Consider the following 13,928-nt stretch of genomic DNA (forward strand, 5'->3'; position numbering starts at 1 on the left):
CCGACATCCGACGGCGCGCCGGCTTTTCAGGACACCGGTTGCAGGATGATCTCGGACGGCATCGCGCCGCCCTGCGCGCGCATCGCCTGATAGCGCTCGATCACCGCGCGCGCGTTGAAGAACAGTCGGTCGCGCCCGAGCTGGCGGTCGAAGCCGGCGCGCCGCACGACCTCGAGCACGCCGGGATTGAGCGCGGCGAGCCACACCGCCGCGCCGCGCTCGCTCGCGCGGCGGTCGGCTTCGATGAGCGCCTGCAGCGCCGAGTACTCGATGTCGTGCACGCGGCTCATGTCGAACGCGAGCACGCACGGCTTGTGCTGCGCGACCAGCGCGCGCACCTGCTCCGCCACGTACTCGGCGTTGAGGAAGAACAGCCGGCCCTCGGGACGCAGGATCAGCAGGCCCTCGAAGCTCTCGTCGTCGGGATGCTCCGGCGAGAGCGGGCGCAGCACGTCCGCGCCGCGCTTCCTGACGATGACCGACACGCGCGGACGGGCGAGCTGGCTCGCGAGGCCGATCGTCGAGATCACGATCGCGACCACGATGCCCTCGAGCGTTCCGAACGCGAGCACGCCCGCGCACGCGGCGAGCGCCCAGCGGAACTCCATGGCGCGCACGTCGCGGATCGCGCGGAACTCGTCGGGACGGATGAGGCCGACCGAGTACACGATGACGATCGCGGCGAGCGTCGCCTGCGGCAGCGGCCCGAGCAGCGGCGCCACGAACAGCATCGTCGCGAGCGCCGCCCCCGCGTTCACGAGCGAAGCGTTCTGCGTGCGTCCGCCCGCCGCGCGCACCACCGCAGTCTGCGACGTGCCGCCGCCGGCGGGCATCGCCCCGAACAGCGCGCCCGCGGCGTTGGCCGCACCGGTCGCGAGGAGCTCGCGGCCCGCATTGACGGGCGGCTCGTCGGAGCGGCCGAACGCCCGCCCCGCGGCGATGGTCTCGGTGAAGCTCATGAGCGCGATGCCGAGCGCGCCCGGCAGCATCTGCCAGGCGAGCGACACGTCGGGCAGCGTGATCGAAGGCAAGCCCTGCGGGATGAAGCCCACGGTGGACACGCCCATGGCGGGGAGCGCGAGAAACCACGAGGCCGCAATGCCTCCGCCCACCGCGACGAGCGGCGCCGGCGAATGCGGCCACAGCCGCTCCATGCCGATCAGCACGACGAACGTCGCCGCGGCCACCGCGAGCGTCGCCGCCGAGGTCTCGGGCACGTGCTGCGCGATGCTCACCGCATCGCTGAAAAAACCTGCCTTCGCGATGTGGATACCGAGGAGCTTGGGCACCTGGTCGAGCACGATCACGAGGCCGATGCCCGCCTTGAAGCCGGTCAGCACCGGCACCGAGATGAAGTTGGCGACGAAGCCGAGCTTGAGGAATTTCGCGGCGATCAGGATCGCGCCGACCAGCAGAGTCAGCGTCGCCGTCGCGCCGATCAGCTTGCCGGGATCGCCGCCGGGCGCGACGAGCGCGAGCTGCGTGCCGGTGAGGATCGCGATCGTCGTGGTCGAGCTCACCGACAGCACGCGCGACGAGCCGAGCAGCGCGTACAGCGCCATGGGAACGAAAGCGGTATAGAGACCCACCGCCACCGGCAGCCCGGCGATGGTCGCGTACGCCATCGCCTTCGGCAGGACGACCGCCGCCGCGGTCAGCCCGGCGACGACGTCGAAGCGCAGCACGGCGCCGCCGTCAGTAGCGTTCCGGCACGTACTTGAAGGGATAGTCGACGGCCTTGTAGCGTCCGATCTTGCGCCTGGGCAGCTTCACCTTCCCGGTCGGGACGTTCTTGTACGGCACGTGCGCCAGCAGATGGCTGATCACGTTGAGCCGCACCCGCTTCTTGTCCTCGGAGCGCGCGACGTACCACGGCGCCCACGGGGTGTCGGTGGCGGCGAACATCTCGTCGCGCGCACGGGTGTAATCGTCCCAGCGGTCGTAGGACTTCACGTCCATCGGGGACAGCTTCCAGACCTTGCGCCCGTCGTGGATGCGCGATTCGAGCCGCCGCGTCTGCTCCTCGGCGCTCACCTCGAGCCAGTACTTGAGCAGGATGATCCCCGAGTTGACCATCATCTGCTCCATCAGCGGCACGACCTTGAGGAAGCGCTGAACCTGGTCTTCGCTGGAGAAACCCATCACGCGCTCCACCCCCGCGCGGTTGTACCAGCTGCGGTCGAAGATGACGACTTCACCCCCGGCCGGAAAGTGCGGGACGTAGCGCTGCGCGTACATCTGCGACTTCTCGCGCTCGCTCGGCGCGGGCAGCGCGACGACGCGGAACACGCGCGGGCTCACGCGCTCGGTGAGCGCCTTGATCGTGCCGCCCTTGCCGGCGCCGTCGCGGCCTTCGAACACGACGCAGACTTTCAGGCCCTTGTGCTTGACCCATTCCTGAAGCTTGACGAGCTCGACGTGCAGCTTCTTCAGCGCCTTGTCGTATTCCTTGCCGGAGAGACCGTGCTTCTCGTCCGCCTTCTCCGCCCCTCGGCGCTCGGCGACCGCCGCGCCGCCGTCGGTCTTGTCGGGTTTTCTGTCCATGATCAGATCGCCATTTCCGGAACGTTGGCAGGCACTGCGAGCTCGGCTTCGGTCGCCTCCTGCACCTGCTGCACCGTCACGCCGGGCGCGGTCTCGAGCAGCGTCGCGCGCCCTTGCGGAAACGCGATCACCGCGAGCTCGGTCACGACCAGGTCCACCGGCCGCGACGAGGTGAGCGGCAGCGTGCAGCGGCCCACGATCTTCGACTTGCCCTTGGCGGTGTGCTGCATCGCGATCACCACGCGCTTGGCGCCGGCGACCAGGTCCATCGCGCCGCCCATGCCGGGCACCATCTTGCCGGGGATCATCCAGTTCGCGAGGCGGCCGCCCTGGTCGACCTGCAGCGCGCCGAGCACGGTCATGTCGACGTGTCCGCCGCGGATGAGCCCGAACGACATCGCGCTGTCGAATGCGGCCGCGCCGGGCAGCGCGGTGACCGGGCGTCCGCCGGCGTCGGTGAGGCGCGCCTGGATCATGCCCTGGTCCGCGACCGCGCCGCCGCCGATGAGGCCGTTCTCCGACTGGAAATACACCTGCAGGCCCGCCGGCAGGTAGTTCGCGACCTGCGTCGGGATGCCGATGCCGAGGTTGACGAGCATGCCGCTCTTCAGCTCGCGGGCGATGCGTCGGGCGATGAGCTCGGGTGCGTCCATGTGCTTGAGCCTCAGGCGGTGGGGCAAACGACGAAATCGACCAGCGGCGCGGGCGTCACGACGTCGTCCGGCGGGATCAGGCCCACCGGCACCATGTGCTCGGTCTCGGCGATGACGCGATCGGCCGCCATGGCCATGACCGGATTGAAGTTGCGCGCGGTCAATACGTAGCGCAGGTTGCCCTGGTAGTCGGCCAGCATGGCATGCACCAGGGCGAAGTCCGCGTGCAGCGCGATCTCGACGAGGTACTCGCGCCCGCCGATCTCGATCTTGCGCTTGCCCTCCTCGACGAGGGTGCCCACGCCGGTCGGCGTCAGCACCCCGCCCAGCCCGCAGCCGCCGGCGCGTATGCGCTCGACGAAGGTGCCCTGCGGCACGAGCTCGACTTCGATCGAGCCCGCGATCATCTTCTGCTGGGTCTCGGGGTTGAGCCCGATGTGGCTGGAGATCGTCTTCCTCACCAAGCCGGCGCTGACCAGCTTGCCGACACCGACGCCGGGCCACGCGTTGTCGTTGCAGATGAGGGTGAGGTCGCGCTTCCTCTGCCGCACGAGCTCGTCGATCAGGCAGTTCGGCGTGCCTACGCCCATGAAGCCCCCGACCATGAGGCTCGCGCCGTCGGGGATCATGGCGACCGCTTTTTCAGCACTTAACGTCTGCATGTTCAGCCTCTCCACGCGGCACCCGGCGCCGCGTCTCCCCCCGCGTCAGGCCGCCAGCACCGCCTGCGTATGACGCGCGATCATCAGCTCTTCGTTGGTGCGCACCACCCATGCGGCCTTGCCGGCCGCTGCGCTGATGCGCGGGCCGCCCTGCTCGTTCATCGCGGCGTCGAGCTCGACGCCGAGCCACGCGGCGTCGTCGCAGACGCGCGCGCGTATCGCGGCGGAGCGCTCGCCGATGCCGCCGGTGAAGACGATCGCGTCCAAACCCTGCAAGGCCGCGGCGAGCGAGCCGAGCTCGCGCCGGATGCGATAGACGAAGAGATCGACCGCGAGCCTGGCGCGCGGCTCGTCGCTCGCGAGCAGCGTGCGCATGTCGCTCGAGATGCCCGACACGCCGAGCAGCCCCGACTCCTGGTAGATCATCTTCTCGACCGCGCGTGCGGATAGACCGCACTCGTCCATGAGATACAGGATGATCCCGGGATCGAGCGCGCCGCTGCGCGTGCCCATCATCAGGCCGTCGACGGCGGTAAAGCCCATGGTCGAGGCGACGCTCCGGCCGCCCGCCATCGCGCACAGGCTCGCGCCGTTGCCCAGATGCGCCACCACGACGCGGCCGGCGGCCGCACGCGGGTCGAGCTTCGGCAACGCCGAGGCGATGTATTCGTACGAAAGACCGTGGAAGCCGTAGCGGCGCACCCCGCGCTGCGTGATCTCGCGCGGCAGCGCGTACGCCTGCGCGAGCTCGGGCTGCGCGCGATGGAACGCGGTGTCGAAGCACGCGACCTGCGGCAGCTGCGGCAGGTTCTTCGCCACGGTGCGGATGGGCGCGAGGTTGTGCGGCTGGTGCAGCGGCGCGAGCGGCACCAGCTTGTCGAGCCTGGCGACGATGCCGTCGTCGACGCGCACGGGCTCGGCGAAGTCGACGCCGCCGTGGACGACGCGATGCCCGACCGCGACGAGGCGGTAATCCTCGCGGTGCCCGCGCAGGAACTCGACCAGGTGCGCGACGCCGCCTTCATGGCCGAGCCGGGTGCCTTCGGGCCATTTGCGCTCGCCCAGCGTCTCGCCTTCGGCGCTCTCGGCCGCGAAGCGCGGATTGGTGTAGAGGCCTTCGACCTGTCCCTTGAAGACCAGGCGCGGGTCGCCGCCCTCCTGGGCGAACACCGAGAACTTGATGCTCGACGAGCCGGCGTTGAGGACGAGGAGCGCGTCGGTCATGGGGTCACGCCGCTTTCGCCGCCGCGGCGCGGTCGCGCCTGGACTTCGCGACCAGCGCAGCCACCGCGCACGACGCGAGCCGCGTCATCACCGAGTCGGCGCGGCTGGTGAGGATGATCGGGACGCGTGCGCCCAGCACGATGCCCGCCGCATCGGCGCCCGCCAGGAACGACAGGGCCTTCGCCAGCATGTTGCCCGCCTCCAGATTGGGCGCGACGAGCACGTTGGCGCGGCCGGCGACGGGCGAATCGATCTTCTTGATCTGCGCCGCTTCGAGGCTGATCGCGTTGTCGAGCGCGAGCGGCCCGTCGAGCACGCCGCCGGTGATCTGGCCGCGGTCGGCCATCTTGCACAGCGCGGCCGCCTCCATGGTCGAAGCGAGCTTGGGATTCACGGTCTCCATCGCCGAGAGGATGGCGACGCGCGCTTCGTGCTTCTCCTTCACTTCCAAGGCGTGCACCAGGTCGATCGCGTTCTGGATGATGTCGATCTTGTCTTCCATCGTCGGGAAGATGTTGACCGCGGCGTCGGTGATGACGAGCACCTGGTCGTGGTTCGGCACGTCCATGATGAAGCAGTGGCTGATGCGCCGGCGGGTGCGCAGGCCGGTCTCGCGCTTCACCACCGCGGCCATCAGCTCGTCGGTGTGCAGGCTGCCTTTCATGAGCGCTTCGGCCCTGCCGTCCTTGGCGGACGCGACCGCGGCCGCGGCGGCGGTGTCGGCGCTCGGACAGTCGACGACGGGAATGCTGCCGAGGTCGAGATCGTGCCTCGAAGCCTCCGCGCGGATCCTCGCTTCCGGACCGAACAGCGTCGGCGCGATGAGCCCGATGCGCGCGGCGTCGATCGCGCCCACGAGCGAGCTCTGGTCGCACGGGAACGCGACCGCGGTGGGCGTCGGCGGCAGGGTCTTGCAGTAGTCGATCAGGCGCTGGTACTTCTCATGTCTGGCGCTCACGCGGCGTGCCCTCCATGCGTTGGATGCTCACCTCGATGCCGGGCTCGGCGGCGCTCAGGACCTGGCGGATGCGCTCGACCATGGCGAGCTGCTCGGGCGTGGGTTTGGCCTGCTGGACGCGCTTGTCGCCGAGCACGCGGTCGATCAGCGCCAGCAGACGCGCGCGCTCGCCGGCGTCCAGGAGCTCCGGCAGCGTGGCGATCGCCCGATCCTGCGCGTTGCTCACGATGACTTCCTGCTCGCCGCGGATGCGCCGCCACTGGTCGGGCGAGATCTGCGGAACGAGCTCCGCGTACTCCTTCGCCAGCTCCTGGCGCATGGTGAGACGCGCCAGCGGCAGCGGCTCGCCCCTGCGGCTCAGCAGGTACGCGATGCGCGCGAACGCTTCGGTGTAGCCGCCTTCCGCGATGCGCGAGAGCGCGTCGTCGATCTCGCGCCTGCGCGGATCAAAGGGCGCTTGGCGCTTCTCTTCGGCTTCGTGCTGATCCGCGAGGTACGTCTCGTAAACGTTGGCGTACGTGGTGAAGAACGCCGCCTCGGTGACCGCGTCGCGCACCGCGCGGTAGTAGTCGAGCGATGCGCTCGTGAGCTCGGCGTTGAGCGTCTCGACGCGGCGCATGGGATCGTCCGCCGGCAGCGCCTGGCGCTGCGCCCTCACCATTTCGGCCGCGCGGCCTATCCACTGGAAGAACGGATTCATGTCCGAGATCGCCCAGCGCTGGAAGCGCAGCGGGTGGAGCTCGCGCAGGATCTTCGCGGTCTGCTCGTTCGCCATCGCGTTGACGATCGGCCGCCCGAAGAGCTCGTACGCCTGCTGGTTGAAATCCGAGACCGCAGCGACCGCTTCGAACGGCGCCTCGTCCCTGCGCTGGAGGCGATTGAGGCGCGAGACGATCTCTTCGAGGCTGTGCTCGCGGAATTCGACGGTGTATTCGGGCTTGCCGTCGGCGCCGCGGTCCTCGCCGATCATCATGCCGTAGAGGCCCGGCGGCAGCATCTCGATCGACTGCATCACCGAGACGATCTGCGCGTGCTCCTTCTTCGCGACCTTGCCCGAGACGAAGATGCCCAGGTGGCCGACGGAGTCGTGCAGCAGCCCGACGATCACCTGGCCGCGGCGCTTGATCTCCTCGGTGCTGCCGTAGACGTCGGCGACCCAGTTGAACGCCTGCTGCGGCGGGGTGATGTTGTCGCCCATCGACGCGAAGAGGATGATCGGCGTCTTGATCCGGCGCAGGTCGAAGGCATGGCCGTCCGCTTCCTGCACGCCGCCTTTCCACAGCTTGTTGCCGACGAAGAGGTTGCGCGTGATCCACTCGATCTCTTCGCGGTTCATCAGGTAGAAGCCGCCCCACCAGCGCTCGAACTCGAGGAAGCGCGGCGGCTCGGTGTCGACGTTGGCGAACACGTGGTAGTACTTGTCGAAGAAGGTGTTCGCCGGATTCAGGTTCTCGAAGTTCTGGACGAGGTGCGCGCCGTCGAAGACGCCGTTGCCCATGTCGGCGGTGAGCGAGGCGAGCCACGAGCCGCCGAGCATGCCGCCCGAATAGCGCATCGGGTTGTCGCCCTCGCCTTCGCTCCACGCGCCGCCCCAGTACGACATCGGCGCGCCGTTGATGACGAGCGGGCCGGTGTCGTCCGGATCGGCGGAGGCGAGCATCATCGCCGCCCATCCGCCCTGACAGTTGCCGACGATCGCCGGCTTCTGGCTGTGCGGATGGCGCTCGCGCACTTCGCGCACGAAGCGCTTCTCGGCTTCGGTGACGTCGAGCAGCGTCTGGCCCGGCTCGGGCTCGGGAAAGAAGATCACGAAGTACACCGGATGGCCCGCGGCCAGCGCGACGCCGACCTGCGAATCGTCCTTGAAGCCGCCGATGCCCGGGCCGTGCCCCGCGCGCGGGTCGATGATGATGTAGGGGCGCCGCTTGCCGTCGACCGTCACGCCCTGCGGCGGCCGGATCGCCACCAGCGCGTAGTTCGCGGGCCGCTCGAAGGCGCGCGCGTCGAGCACCATGTCGTAATCGAACGAGAGCACCGGCGGCGAGCCCGCGCGCACGTGCTCGATGTAGTTGTTGCCTCGCTCGCGCAGCGTGTCCCAGAACAGGATCGAGCGCTGGGCGAAGTCGACGCCGTAGCGCCACAGGCTCGTCCACGCCTCCGTCGGGTTCGACGGGGGCGCGAGCGCCTGGGCGTACTTGCCCTGGGCTTCCTCGACGCGCTTCTGGTAGTGCTCGTTCGCGATCTTGACGCGCTTTTCCAGCAGCCGCGACACCTTGGCTGCGATGTCCCGGCTCTGTGCGAGCTGCTTCGGTGCTTCCATGGATCGACCTCGCGTTACGGGCGCACCTCGCCGATCATCTCGAGCACGACCGCTTCGGTGTAGACCACGGCGATGGTGTCGCCGACCGCGATCTCGTCGAAGCTCTTCACCTCGTCGGATACCTTGAGGCTGATCGGCTGGGTCTGCGGGCCGCGCACGGCGATCGTGCGGGTGTTGCGGTCGACCGCGGTCACGACCGTGGTGAGCTGCTTGGTGTCGACGACGGCGCCGCCGGGCCTGCCGCCCTTGGGCGCGAGGCTGACGCTCTGCACCTGGCGCGCCGAAGCGGCGCCGCCCTTGTTGAGCGAGAGCGCGAGCCCTTCGATGTAGCGCAGCCTGAACTTGTCGCCCGGCTTCACGCGGTCGAGGTTCTGCGCTTCCCTGGGAATGTTCATGGTGAGCGTGCCGCCGCTCGGGCCTTTCATGACGGCGATGCGCTTCTCGCGATCGAGGCTGACGAGCTCGACGACCGTTTCCTGCTCGGCGACCGCGATCGCGGCGGCCTTGGGTTCCTCGGCGGCATACGCGCTCGAAGCGAGCAGTGAAACGAAAGCTGCGGCAACAAGAGTCCTCTTCATCGCAATGCGCCTCTGGCGGTGATCGAGCGTCGATGGTGCGCCGCGAGACCCGGGAGGCGCTATTGGGCTTTGGTCCCAACGAGCAGCACGCTCCGCACGTCGCGGTTCATGATCGCCTCAGCACTCTTCGCGCTGCGGTCCCGCGCGTCCCTCGCCCGGCGCGGCCGTGCACGCCTGCTGCGGCGCCGTCGTGTCGCGGTCCGACTGCAGTATCCACGCGATGGCGTCGAGCAGCGCCTGATCGTCGACCGGCTTCCTGAAGAAGCAGCGCGCGTCGAGGTCGCGCGCGCGCCGCCGCGTGTCCTCGTCGTCGCGCGCCGAGACCGCGATGACCGGCATGCCGATGCCGCGCGCCTTGAGCTCGGCCTGGACCTGCAGCCCGCTCATCCTGGGCATCGTGATGTCGAGCAGGATGCACGCGCGAGGCTCGGAGCCGACCTCCTCGAGAAAGCGCTCGGGGCTCGCGTAGAGCTTGGGCGTGAAGCCGCCGGCGCGCATGAGCCGCGCGAGCCCTTTGCGAACGAGATCGTCGTCGTCGACGATATACACGACACACGGTTGCACGGCGTCGATCACGGCTTGTCGTCCTCTCCTGCTGCTGCGGCCGCCGCGGCCTCGGGCGGGCGAATCCGGGGATCGGCGGCGACCCACGCCTTGAGCAGCGTGTACACCACCGCGAGCACCACGGGCCCGAGGAAGATACCGATGAGCCCGAAGGAGAGCAGCCCGCCGACCACGCCGGCGAACACCATGAGCAGCGGCATGTCCCCGCCGCGCTGGATGAGGATCGGGCGAATGACGTTGTCGATGACGCCGACGAACACGCACCACGCGAGCAGGACGAACGGCGCGACGGTGGCGTCGCTGGTGTAGAAGTACCAGATCACCGCGGGCACGAGCACCGGCCCCGGACCGATCTGCGCGACCGCGAGCATGAACATGAACGCGGTGAGCAGACCCGGGAACGGCAGCCCGGCGATCGCGAGACCCGCGCCCGCGAGCACGCTCTGGATCAGCGCGGTCAGCACCACCCCCAGCGCGACGCCGCGTATCGCGTTGCCGGCGAGCAGCACGACTTTCTCGCCCTGCGTTCCCGCGAGCCGCCTGAAGAACACGATGACGCCGGCGGCCGCCTCCTCCCCCTTGGCGAAGAGGATCGCCGCGACGATCACCGTCAGGAGGAACTGCCCGATCAGCAGCGTGACGCTGCCGACCTGCGCGAGCAGCCACGCCGCCACGGTGCGCGCGTGCGGCTCGAGGCGCCCCGCGAGCTCCGCGGGGCTCGCCGCCGAGAGCTCGTCCCACGGTTTGGCGACGCGCGGCCCGACGAAAGGCACCTCGGCGACCCACGTCGGCGCCGCCGGGACGCGCACTTCGCGCAAGGACTCCGCCCATTCGCCGATGTCCTCGGAGTGCGACACGATCACGGTGAGCGCGAGCGAGAACGGCACGACGAAAGCGAGCAGCATGCTCGCGGTCATCGCGCAAACCGCGGCCCAGCGCCTGCCGCCGAGCTTCGCCTGCGCCTTGAGCATGAGCGGCCACATCGCGACGACGATCATCGTGGCCCACACGATCGCCGGCACGAAAGGCCTCAGGATCCACAGCGCCGCGCCGCCGAGCAGCGCCATGAACACCACCGAGATCGTCGCGCGCGGCAGATCGGATGCGACCGCGGGCGGCGGCGTGCCCGGCTGCACGGCAGGCGGCTGCACCGCCACGGTGGTGACCACCACCGGCTGCGTCGCGCCCATCTCGATGTCCCCTGCGTTCATTTGTCGAACCAGCGATACTGAAGCGCCACCGCGATCACGTCGTAATCACCGCCCGCGCGGATCTGCGCGCCTTTCGACCAGGCGAGCTTCGCCGACCAGCCGGCCGTGAACGGCACGGAGAGCGTCGCCCCGTAGCGCGAGTTGTTCTGCCTGTCGTTGCTCCCCACGCCGTCGATGGTGGTGCGCCCGCCGCTGTTGTGAGCGGCGTTCACCGCGAGCCACAGGCCGGGCCTGAAGTTGTAGCCGGCGTGCACCTGCGTGACGTAGAGCGGATCCTGGCTTCGATGCTTGCCGCCGAAGAAGTTGTCGTTGTCGGTGTACAGCCATGCGCCCGCCGACGCTTCGAAGAACCAGTTGCCGACGGGATACGAGAACCCGACTTCCGGCTTGAACGCCCAGCGGTGGGTGCCGACGTTGACGAGGCGTTCGGGCACGTACTGTCCCGTCGGCACGACCATCGACACGCTCGTGCCGACGACGAGCCCCGGCGGCCGCTGCGCGAACTCGCGCGGCGTCATCGCCGGGTTGCCGTACAGATTGAGCGCCAGGCGCAGGCGCGCGTCGCCGATGCCGGAGCGATGGACTTCCCGCGACGCGTCGAAGACATCCCCGCTCACTTCGCCGCGCGCGAAAGGCAGCACCGCGGCCGCGCTCGCCGTACGCCCCGCGAGCTCGAACGTGCGCGCATAACCGGCGACGTAGACGTCGATGTCCGCCTGCACGTTCTTGATCGGCAGCGCGGGATCCGTCAGCACCTCGCCCCTCAGCCGCGTCCAGCCCGCGACGACGAAGTTCGTGCCGACCGGAGAAGCCGAGTACGCGCGCGGCTCGAGCTCCTGCGCTTGCGAGCGCGTCGCGATGACCGCGAGCGCCGCGGCGATGAGCGCGCATGCTGTCCGCGTCCCGGTGCGACACACCCGGCCGTCAATTACCGGTCTTGGAGATCTTCGCGCCCTGGATGCCGGCGCCCGCCATCAACCCTTTCTGGTCGAAGATGAACGCATAGATATCGGAGTGCGCGGTCGTCGTCGACAGGTTCTTGGCGATGCCGGAGTCCACGACGACGATGCTCGGGCCGACGCCGAGCTCCCAGCCGTTGGCATTGGCGAGGTACTGCATCGCCGAGTCGCTCATCAGGAACAGCGCGTAGCCGAACTTCTGCGCGCCCGCCTGGTAGCCGAACGAGACCGCGCTCGTGTTGAAGTAGCCGGCGGGCTTGCCTTTCCTGTAGAGCACGCCGTCGCCGCCCTGCGCGCCGACGATCAGCCCGGCCTTCACCACGCTCGGGAAGACGAGGATGCCCTGCGCCTTGTCGCCCAGCGCGCGCGCCGCCGGCGTCTTCTGATACAGCGATTGCAGCGCGGCTTTCGCTTCGCTGTCGATGTTCCCGGCCGCGAGGGCGGGCGCCGACAGCATCGAGACGACGAACGAGAACAGGGCCGCGACGGCCCGCGATGACGTGTTCATGAGCCTCTCCTTTGTTGTGCGCATGCCGCGCGCCCGACGCGCGGCGTGCGACGGACGGATTCGACGTTAGTTTCCGGGGGGTGGAGCGGCAATTGGACCAAGGTCGCATCGCGATGCGGCGCGATGGACGCCGCGTCGAGCGCCTGGCGCCGACCGTCGCGGCGCACTTGGACCAAGGTCCAATTCTCGCGTCCTCGCGCGCTGCGCTACTTTCCGCCCTGCACCTGCTGCGTGTTCTTGCGGCCCGCGCACTCTTTCTTGCGCGGGGGCGGCGCGGCACCTGTCCACAAGGAGAAAACCATGGCGCTACGCAAATCGTTGTTCACTGCAGCCGCAGCAGGCCTGATCGCACTCGGCGCCGTGTCGTTCACGGCGATCGCCCAGGACGCGCAGCCGAAGACCGGGCGCTACACCGCGGAAGACATCGCGAAAGCGAAGCCGGTCGCCACGTTCGAGGTGGAGGCCGACCAGATCCGGCTGATCCTGGGCGGGGCTTCGGGCAAAGGCGTGCTCACGTACAACGGCAAGAAGTATCCGTTCACGGCCAAGGCGGTGACCGCGGGCGGCGTCGGCGTCACCAAAGTCACGGCGAAAGGCGACGTGTACTTCATGAAGAACGTCGAGGATTTCGCGGGCATCTATTCCGCGGCTTCGATCGGCGCGACCGTGGGCAAGGGCGCCGGCGCGTCGCAGTACGAGAACAACAAAGGCGTGTTCCTCAAGGTCGTGTCCAAGACCGAAGGCGTGGGCCTGAGCCTCGGGCTCGCCGGCGTGCAGATCGAGTTCGCGAAGTGATCGCACCCGCCGTGTAGATCGGTCCGGCCCGCCGCCCGTCGTCGCAGCCAGCCCCTCTCCCCGGCGGCAACGGCACCGGACGGCGGCCCCCGGCCCTGAGCGAGCGCCGCATCGGAGGTGGCCCATGAGACTGCAAGGCAAATCCGCCATCGTGACCGGCGCCGCGAGCGGCATCGGCAAAGGCATCGCGCTCGCCTTCGCGCGCGAGGGCGCGAGCGTCGCGATCGCCGACCTCGACGCGCAGGCAGCCGAAGCGTGCGCTTCCCAGATCCGGGCGGGCGGCGCGAAAGCGATCGGCCTGGCGATGGACGTCGCGAGCGAGGACGCGGTGAACGCGGGCGTCGCTGCGACGAGTGACGCCTTCGGCGGCGTCGACATCCTCGTGTCGAACGCCGGCATACAGATCGTGCATCCGGTCGAAGAGTTCACGCTCACCGACTGGAAGAAGATGATGGCGATCCACCTCGACGGCGCTTTCCTCACGACGCGTGCCTGCCTGCCGCGCATGTACGCCGGCGGACGCGGCGGCTGCATCCTCTACATCGGCTCGGTGCACTCCAAGCTCGCATCGCTGCTCAAGGCGCCGTACGTCACCGCCAAGCACGGCCTGCTCGGGCTGTGCCGGACCGTCGCGAAGGAAGGCGCCGCGCACCGCGTGCGCGCCAACGTGATCTGTCCCGGGTTCGTGCGCACGCCGCTCGTCGACAAGCAGATCCCCGAGCAGGCGCAGGCGCTCGGCATCACCGAGGCCGAGGTCATCCGCGACGTGATGCTGAAGGACACCGTCGACGGCGAGTTCACCACCCTCGAGGACGTCGCCGAGACCGCGGTGTTCTTCGCCGCTTTCCCCAGCAACGCGCTCACCGGCCAGTCGCTCATCGTGAGCCACGGGTGGGCGATGGAGTGATGTCGTCGTCGAACGTTCGAAAGGCGTGAACGGGTGAACGGGTGA

At 69.1% G+C, this 13,928-nt stretch carries 14 protein-coding genes; 2 read left to right on the forward strand and 12 right to left on the reverse strand.

Translation table 11 applies throughout. The features are described from left to right. Positions 1 to 26: 26 nt before the first annotated feature. From VHP37_33600 to VHP37_33655, 12 genes are all read right to left on the reverse strand, one after another. The gene (locus tag VHP37_33600; GenBank protein HEX2831311.1) at positions 27 to 1,685 is read right to left on the reverse strand and encodes a SulP family inorganic anion transporter; all 1,659 of its coding nucleotides are present in this window, start codon (positions 1,683 to 1,685) and stop codon (positions 27 to 29) included. Between the two features lie 10 nt (positions 1,686 to 1,695). Continuing rightward, a complete protein-coding gene (ppk2, locus tag VHP37_33605) occupies positions 1,696 to 2,544 on the reverse strand; it encodes a polyphosphate kinase 2 (protein ID HEX2831312.1) in 849 nt (282 codons plus the stop codon). A gap of 2 nt (positions 2,545 to 2,546) precedes the next feature. Then, positions 2,547 to 3,197, reverse strand: a complete 651-nt coding sequence (locus VHP37_33610) for a 3-oxoacid CoA-transferase subunit B (GenBank protein ID HEX2831313.1) — start codon at positions 3,195 to 3,197, stop codon at positions 2,547 to 2,549. Positions 3,198 to 3,208: 11 nt separating this feature from the next. Then, positions 3,209 to 3,859, reverse strand: a complete 651-nt coding sequence (locus tag VHP37_33615; GenBank protein HEX2831314.1) for a 3-oxoacid CoA-transferase subunit A — start codon at positions 3,857 to 3,859, stop codon at positions 3,209 to 3,211. A gap of 45 nt (positions 3,860 to 3,904) precedes the next feature. Then, positions 3,905 to 5,083, reverse strand: a complete 1,179-nt coding sequence (locus VHP37_33620; GenBank protein HEX2831315.1) for an acetate/propionate family kinase — start codon at positions 5,081 to 5,083, stop codon at positions 3,905 to 3,907. A 4-nt stretch (positions 5,084 to 5,087) separates the two neighbouring features. Beyond that, on the reverse strand, positions 5,088 to 6,041 hold the full coding sequence (locus VHP37_33625) for a phosphate acetyltransferase (GenBank protein ID HEX2831316.1): 954 nt from the start codon (positions 6,039 to 6,041) through the stop codon (positions 5,088 to 5,090). After that, a complete protein-coding gene (locus VHP37_33630) occupies positions 6,025 to 8,361 on the reverse strand; it encodes a DUF3141 domain-containing protein (GenBank protein ID HEX2831317.1) in 2,337 nt (778 codons plus the stop codon). Before VHP37_33630 ends, VHP37_33625 begins: the two co-directional genes overlap by 17 nt. A gap of 14 nt (positions 8,362 to 8,375) precedes the next feature. Continuing rightward, complete coding sequence (locus VHP37_33635; protein HEX2831318.1) at positions 8,376 to 8,939, reverse strand: hypothetical protein; 564 nt, start codon at positions 8,937 to 8,939, stop codon at positions 8,376 to 8,378. 117 nt (positions 8,940 to 9,056) lie between these two features. Continuing rightward, positions 9,057 to 9,515, reverse strand: coding sequence for a response regulator (locus VHP37_33640; protein HEX2831319.1), 459 nt, complete (start codon positions 9,513 to 9,515; stop codon positions 9,057 to 9,059). After that, the gene (gene ydiK, locus VHP37_33645; GenBank protein HEX2831320.1) at positions 9,512 to 10,714 is read right to left on the reverse strand and encodes an AI-2E family transporter YdiK; all 1,203 of its coding nucleotides are present in this window, start codon (positions 10,712 to 10,714) and stop codon (positions 9,512 to 9,514) included. The genes VHP37_33640 and ydiK overlap by 4 nt, the downstream gene beginning before the upstream one ends. Then, on the reverse strand, positions 10,711 to 11,631 hold the full coding sequence (locus VHP37_33650) for a transporter (protein HEX2831321.1): 921 nt from the start codon (positions 11,629 to 11,631) through the stop codon (positions 10,711 to 10,713). The genes ydiK and VHP37_33650 overlap by 4 nt, the downstream gene beginning before the upstream one ends. Before the next feature lie 7 nt (positions 11,632 to 11,638). Next, positions 11,639 to 12,181, reverse strand: a complete 543-nt coding sequence (locus VHP37_33655) for a lipid-binding SYLF domain-containing protein (protein ID HEX2831322.1) — start codon at positions 12,179 to 12,181, stop codon at positions 11,639 to 11,641. A gap of 300 nt (positions 12,182 to 12,481) precedes the next feature. Here VHP37_33655 and VHP37_33660 point away from each other — a divergent pair, with 300 nt between their 5' ends. Continuing rightward, the gene (locus VHP37_33660) at positions 12,482 to 12,976 is read left to right on the forward strand and encodes a hypothetical protein (protein HEX2831323.1); all 495 of its coding nucleotides are present in this window, start codon (positions 12,482 to 12,484) and stop codon (positions 12,974 to 12,976) included. Between the two features lie 124 nt (positions 12,977 to 13,100). Then, a complete protein-coding gene (locus VHP37_33665) occupies positions 13,101 to 13,883 on the forward strand; it encodes a 3-hydroxybutyrate dehydrogenase (protein HEX2831324.1) in 783 nt (260 codons plus the stop codon). Positions 13,884 to 13,928: the final 45 nt, after the last annotated feature.

The organism is Burkholderiales bacterium, from assembly GCA_036262035.1.
Classification (GTDB): domain Bacteria; phylum Pseudomonadota; class Gammaproteobacteria; order Burkholderiales; family SG8-41; genus JAQGMV01.

Excerpts from the sequence above, each read along its gene's own strand:
- ydiK (HEX2831320.1), bottom strand. The coding sequence starts at position 10,714 with ATGAACGCAGGGGACATCGAGATGGGCGCGACGCAGCCGGTGGTGGTC.
- VHP37_33620 (HEX2831315.1), bottom strand. The coding sequence starts at position 5,083 with ATGACCGACGCGCTCCTCGTCCTCAACGCCGGCTCGTCGAGCATCAAG.
- VHP37_33665 (HEX2831324.1), top strand. The coding sequence starts at position 13,101 with ATGAGACTGCAAGGCAAATCCGCCATCGTGACCGGCGCCGCGAGCGGC.
- ppk2 (HEX2831312.1), bottom strand. The coding sequence starts at position 2,544 with ATGGACAGAAAACCCGACAAGACCGACGGCGGCGCGGCGGTCGCCGAG.
- VHP37_33655 (HEX2831322.1), bottom strand. The coding sequence starts at position 12,181 with ATGAACACGTCATCGCGGGCCGTCGCGGCCCTGTTCTCGTTCGTCGTC.
- VHP37_33615 (HEX2831314.1), bottom strand. The coding sequence starts at position 3,859 with ATGCAGACGTTAAGTGCTGAAAAAGCGGTCGCCATGATCCCCGACGGC.
- VHP37_33635 (HEX2831318.1), bottom strand. The coding sequence starts at position 8,939 with ATGAAGAGGACTCTTGTTGCCGCAGCTTTCGTTTCACTGCTCGCTTCG.
- VHP37_33630 (HEX2831317.1), bottom strand. The coding sequence starts at position 8,361 with ATGGAAGCACCGAAGCAGCTCGCACAGAGCCGGGACATCGCAGCCAAG.
- VHP37_33660 (HEX2831323.1), top strand. The coding sequence starts at position 12,482 with ATGGCGCTACGCAAATCGTTGTTCACTGCAGCCGCAGCAGGCCTGATC.
- VHP37_33610 (HEX2831313.1), bottom strand. The coding sequence starts at position 3,197 with ATGGACGCACCCGAGCTCATCGCCCGACGCATCGCCCGCGAGCTGAAG.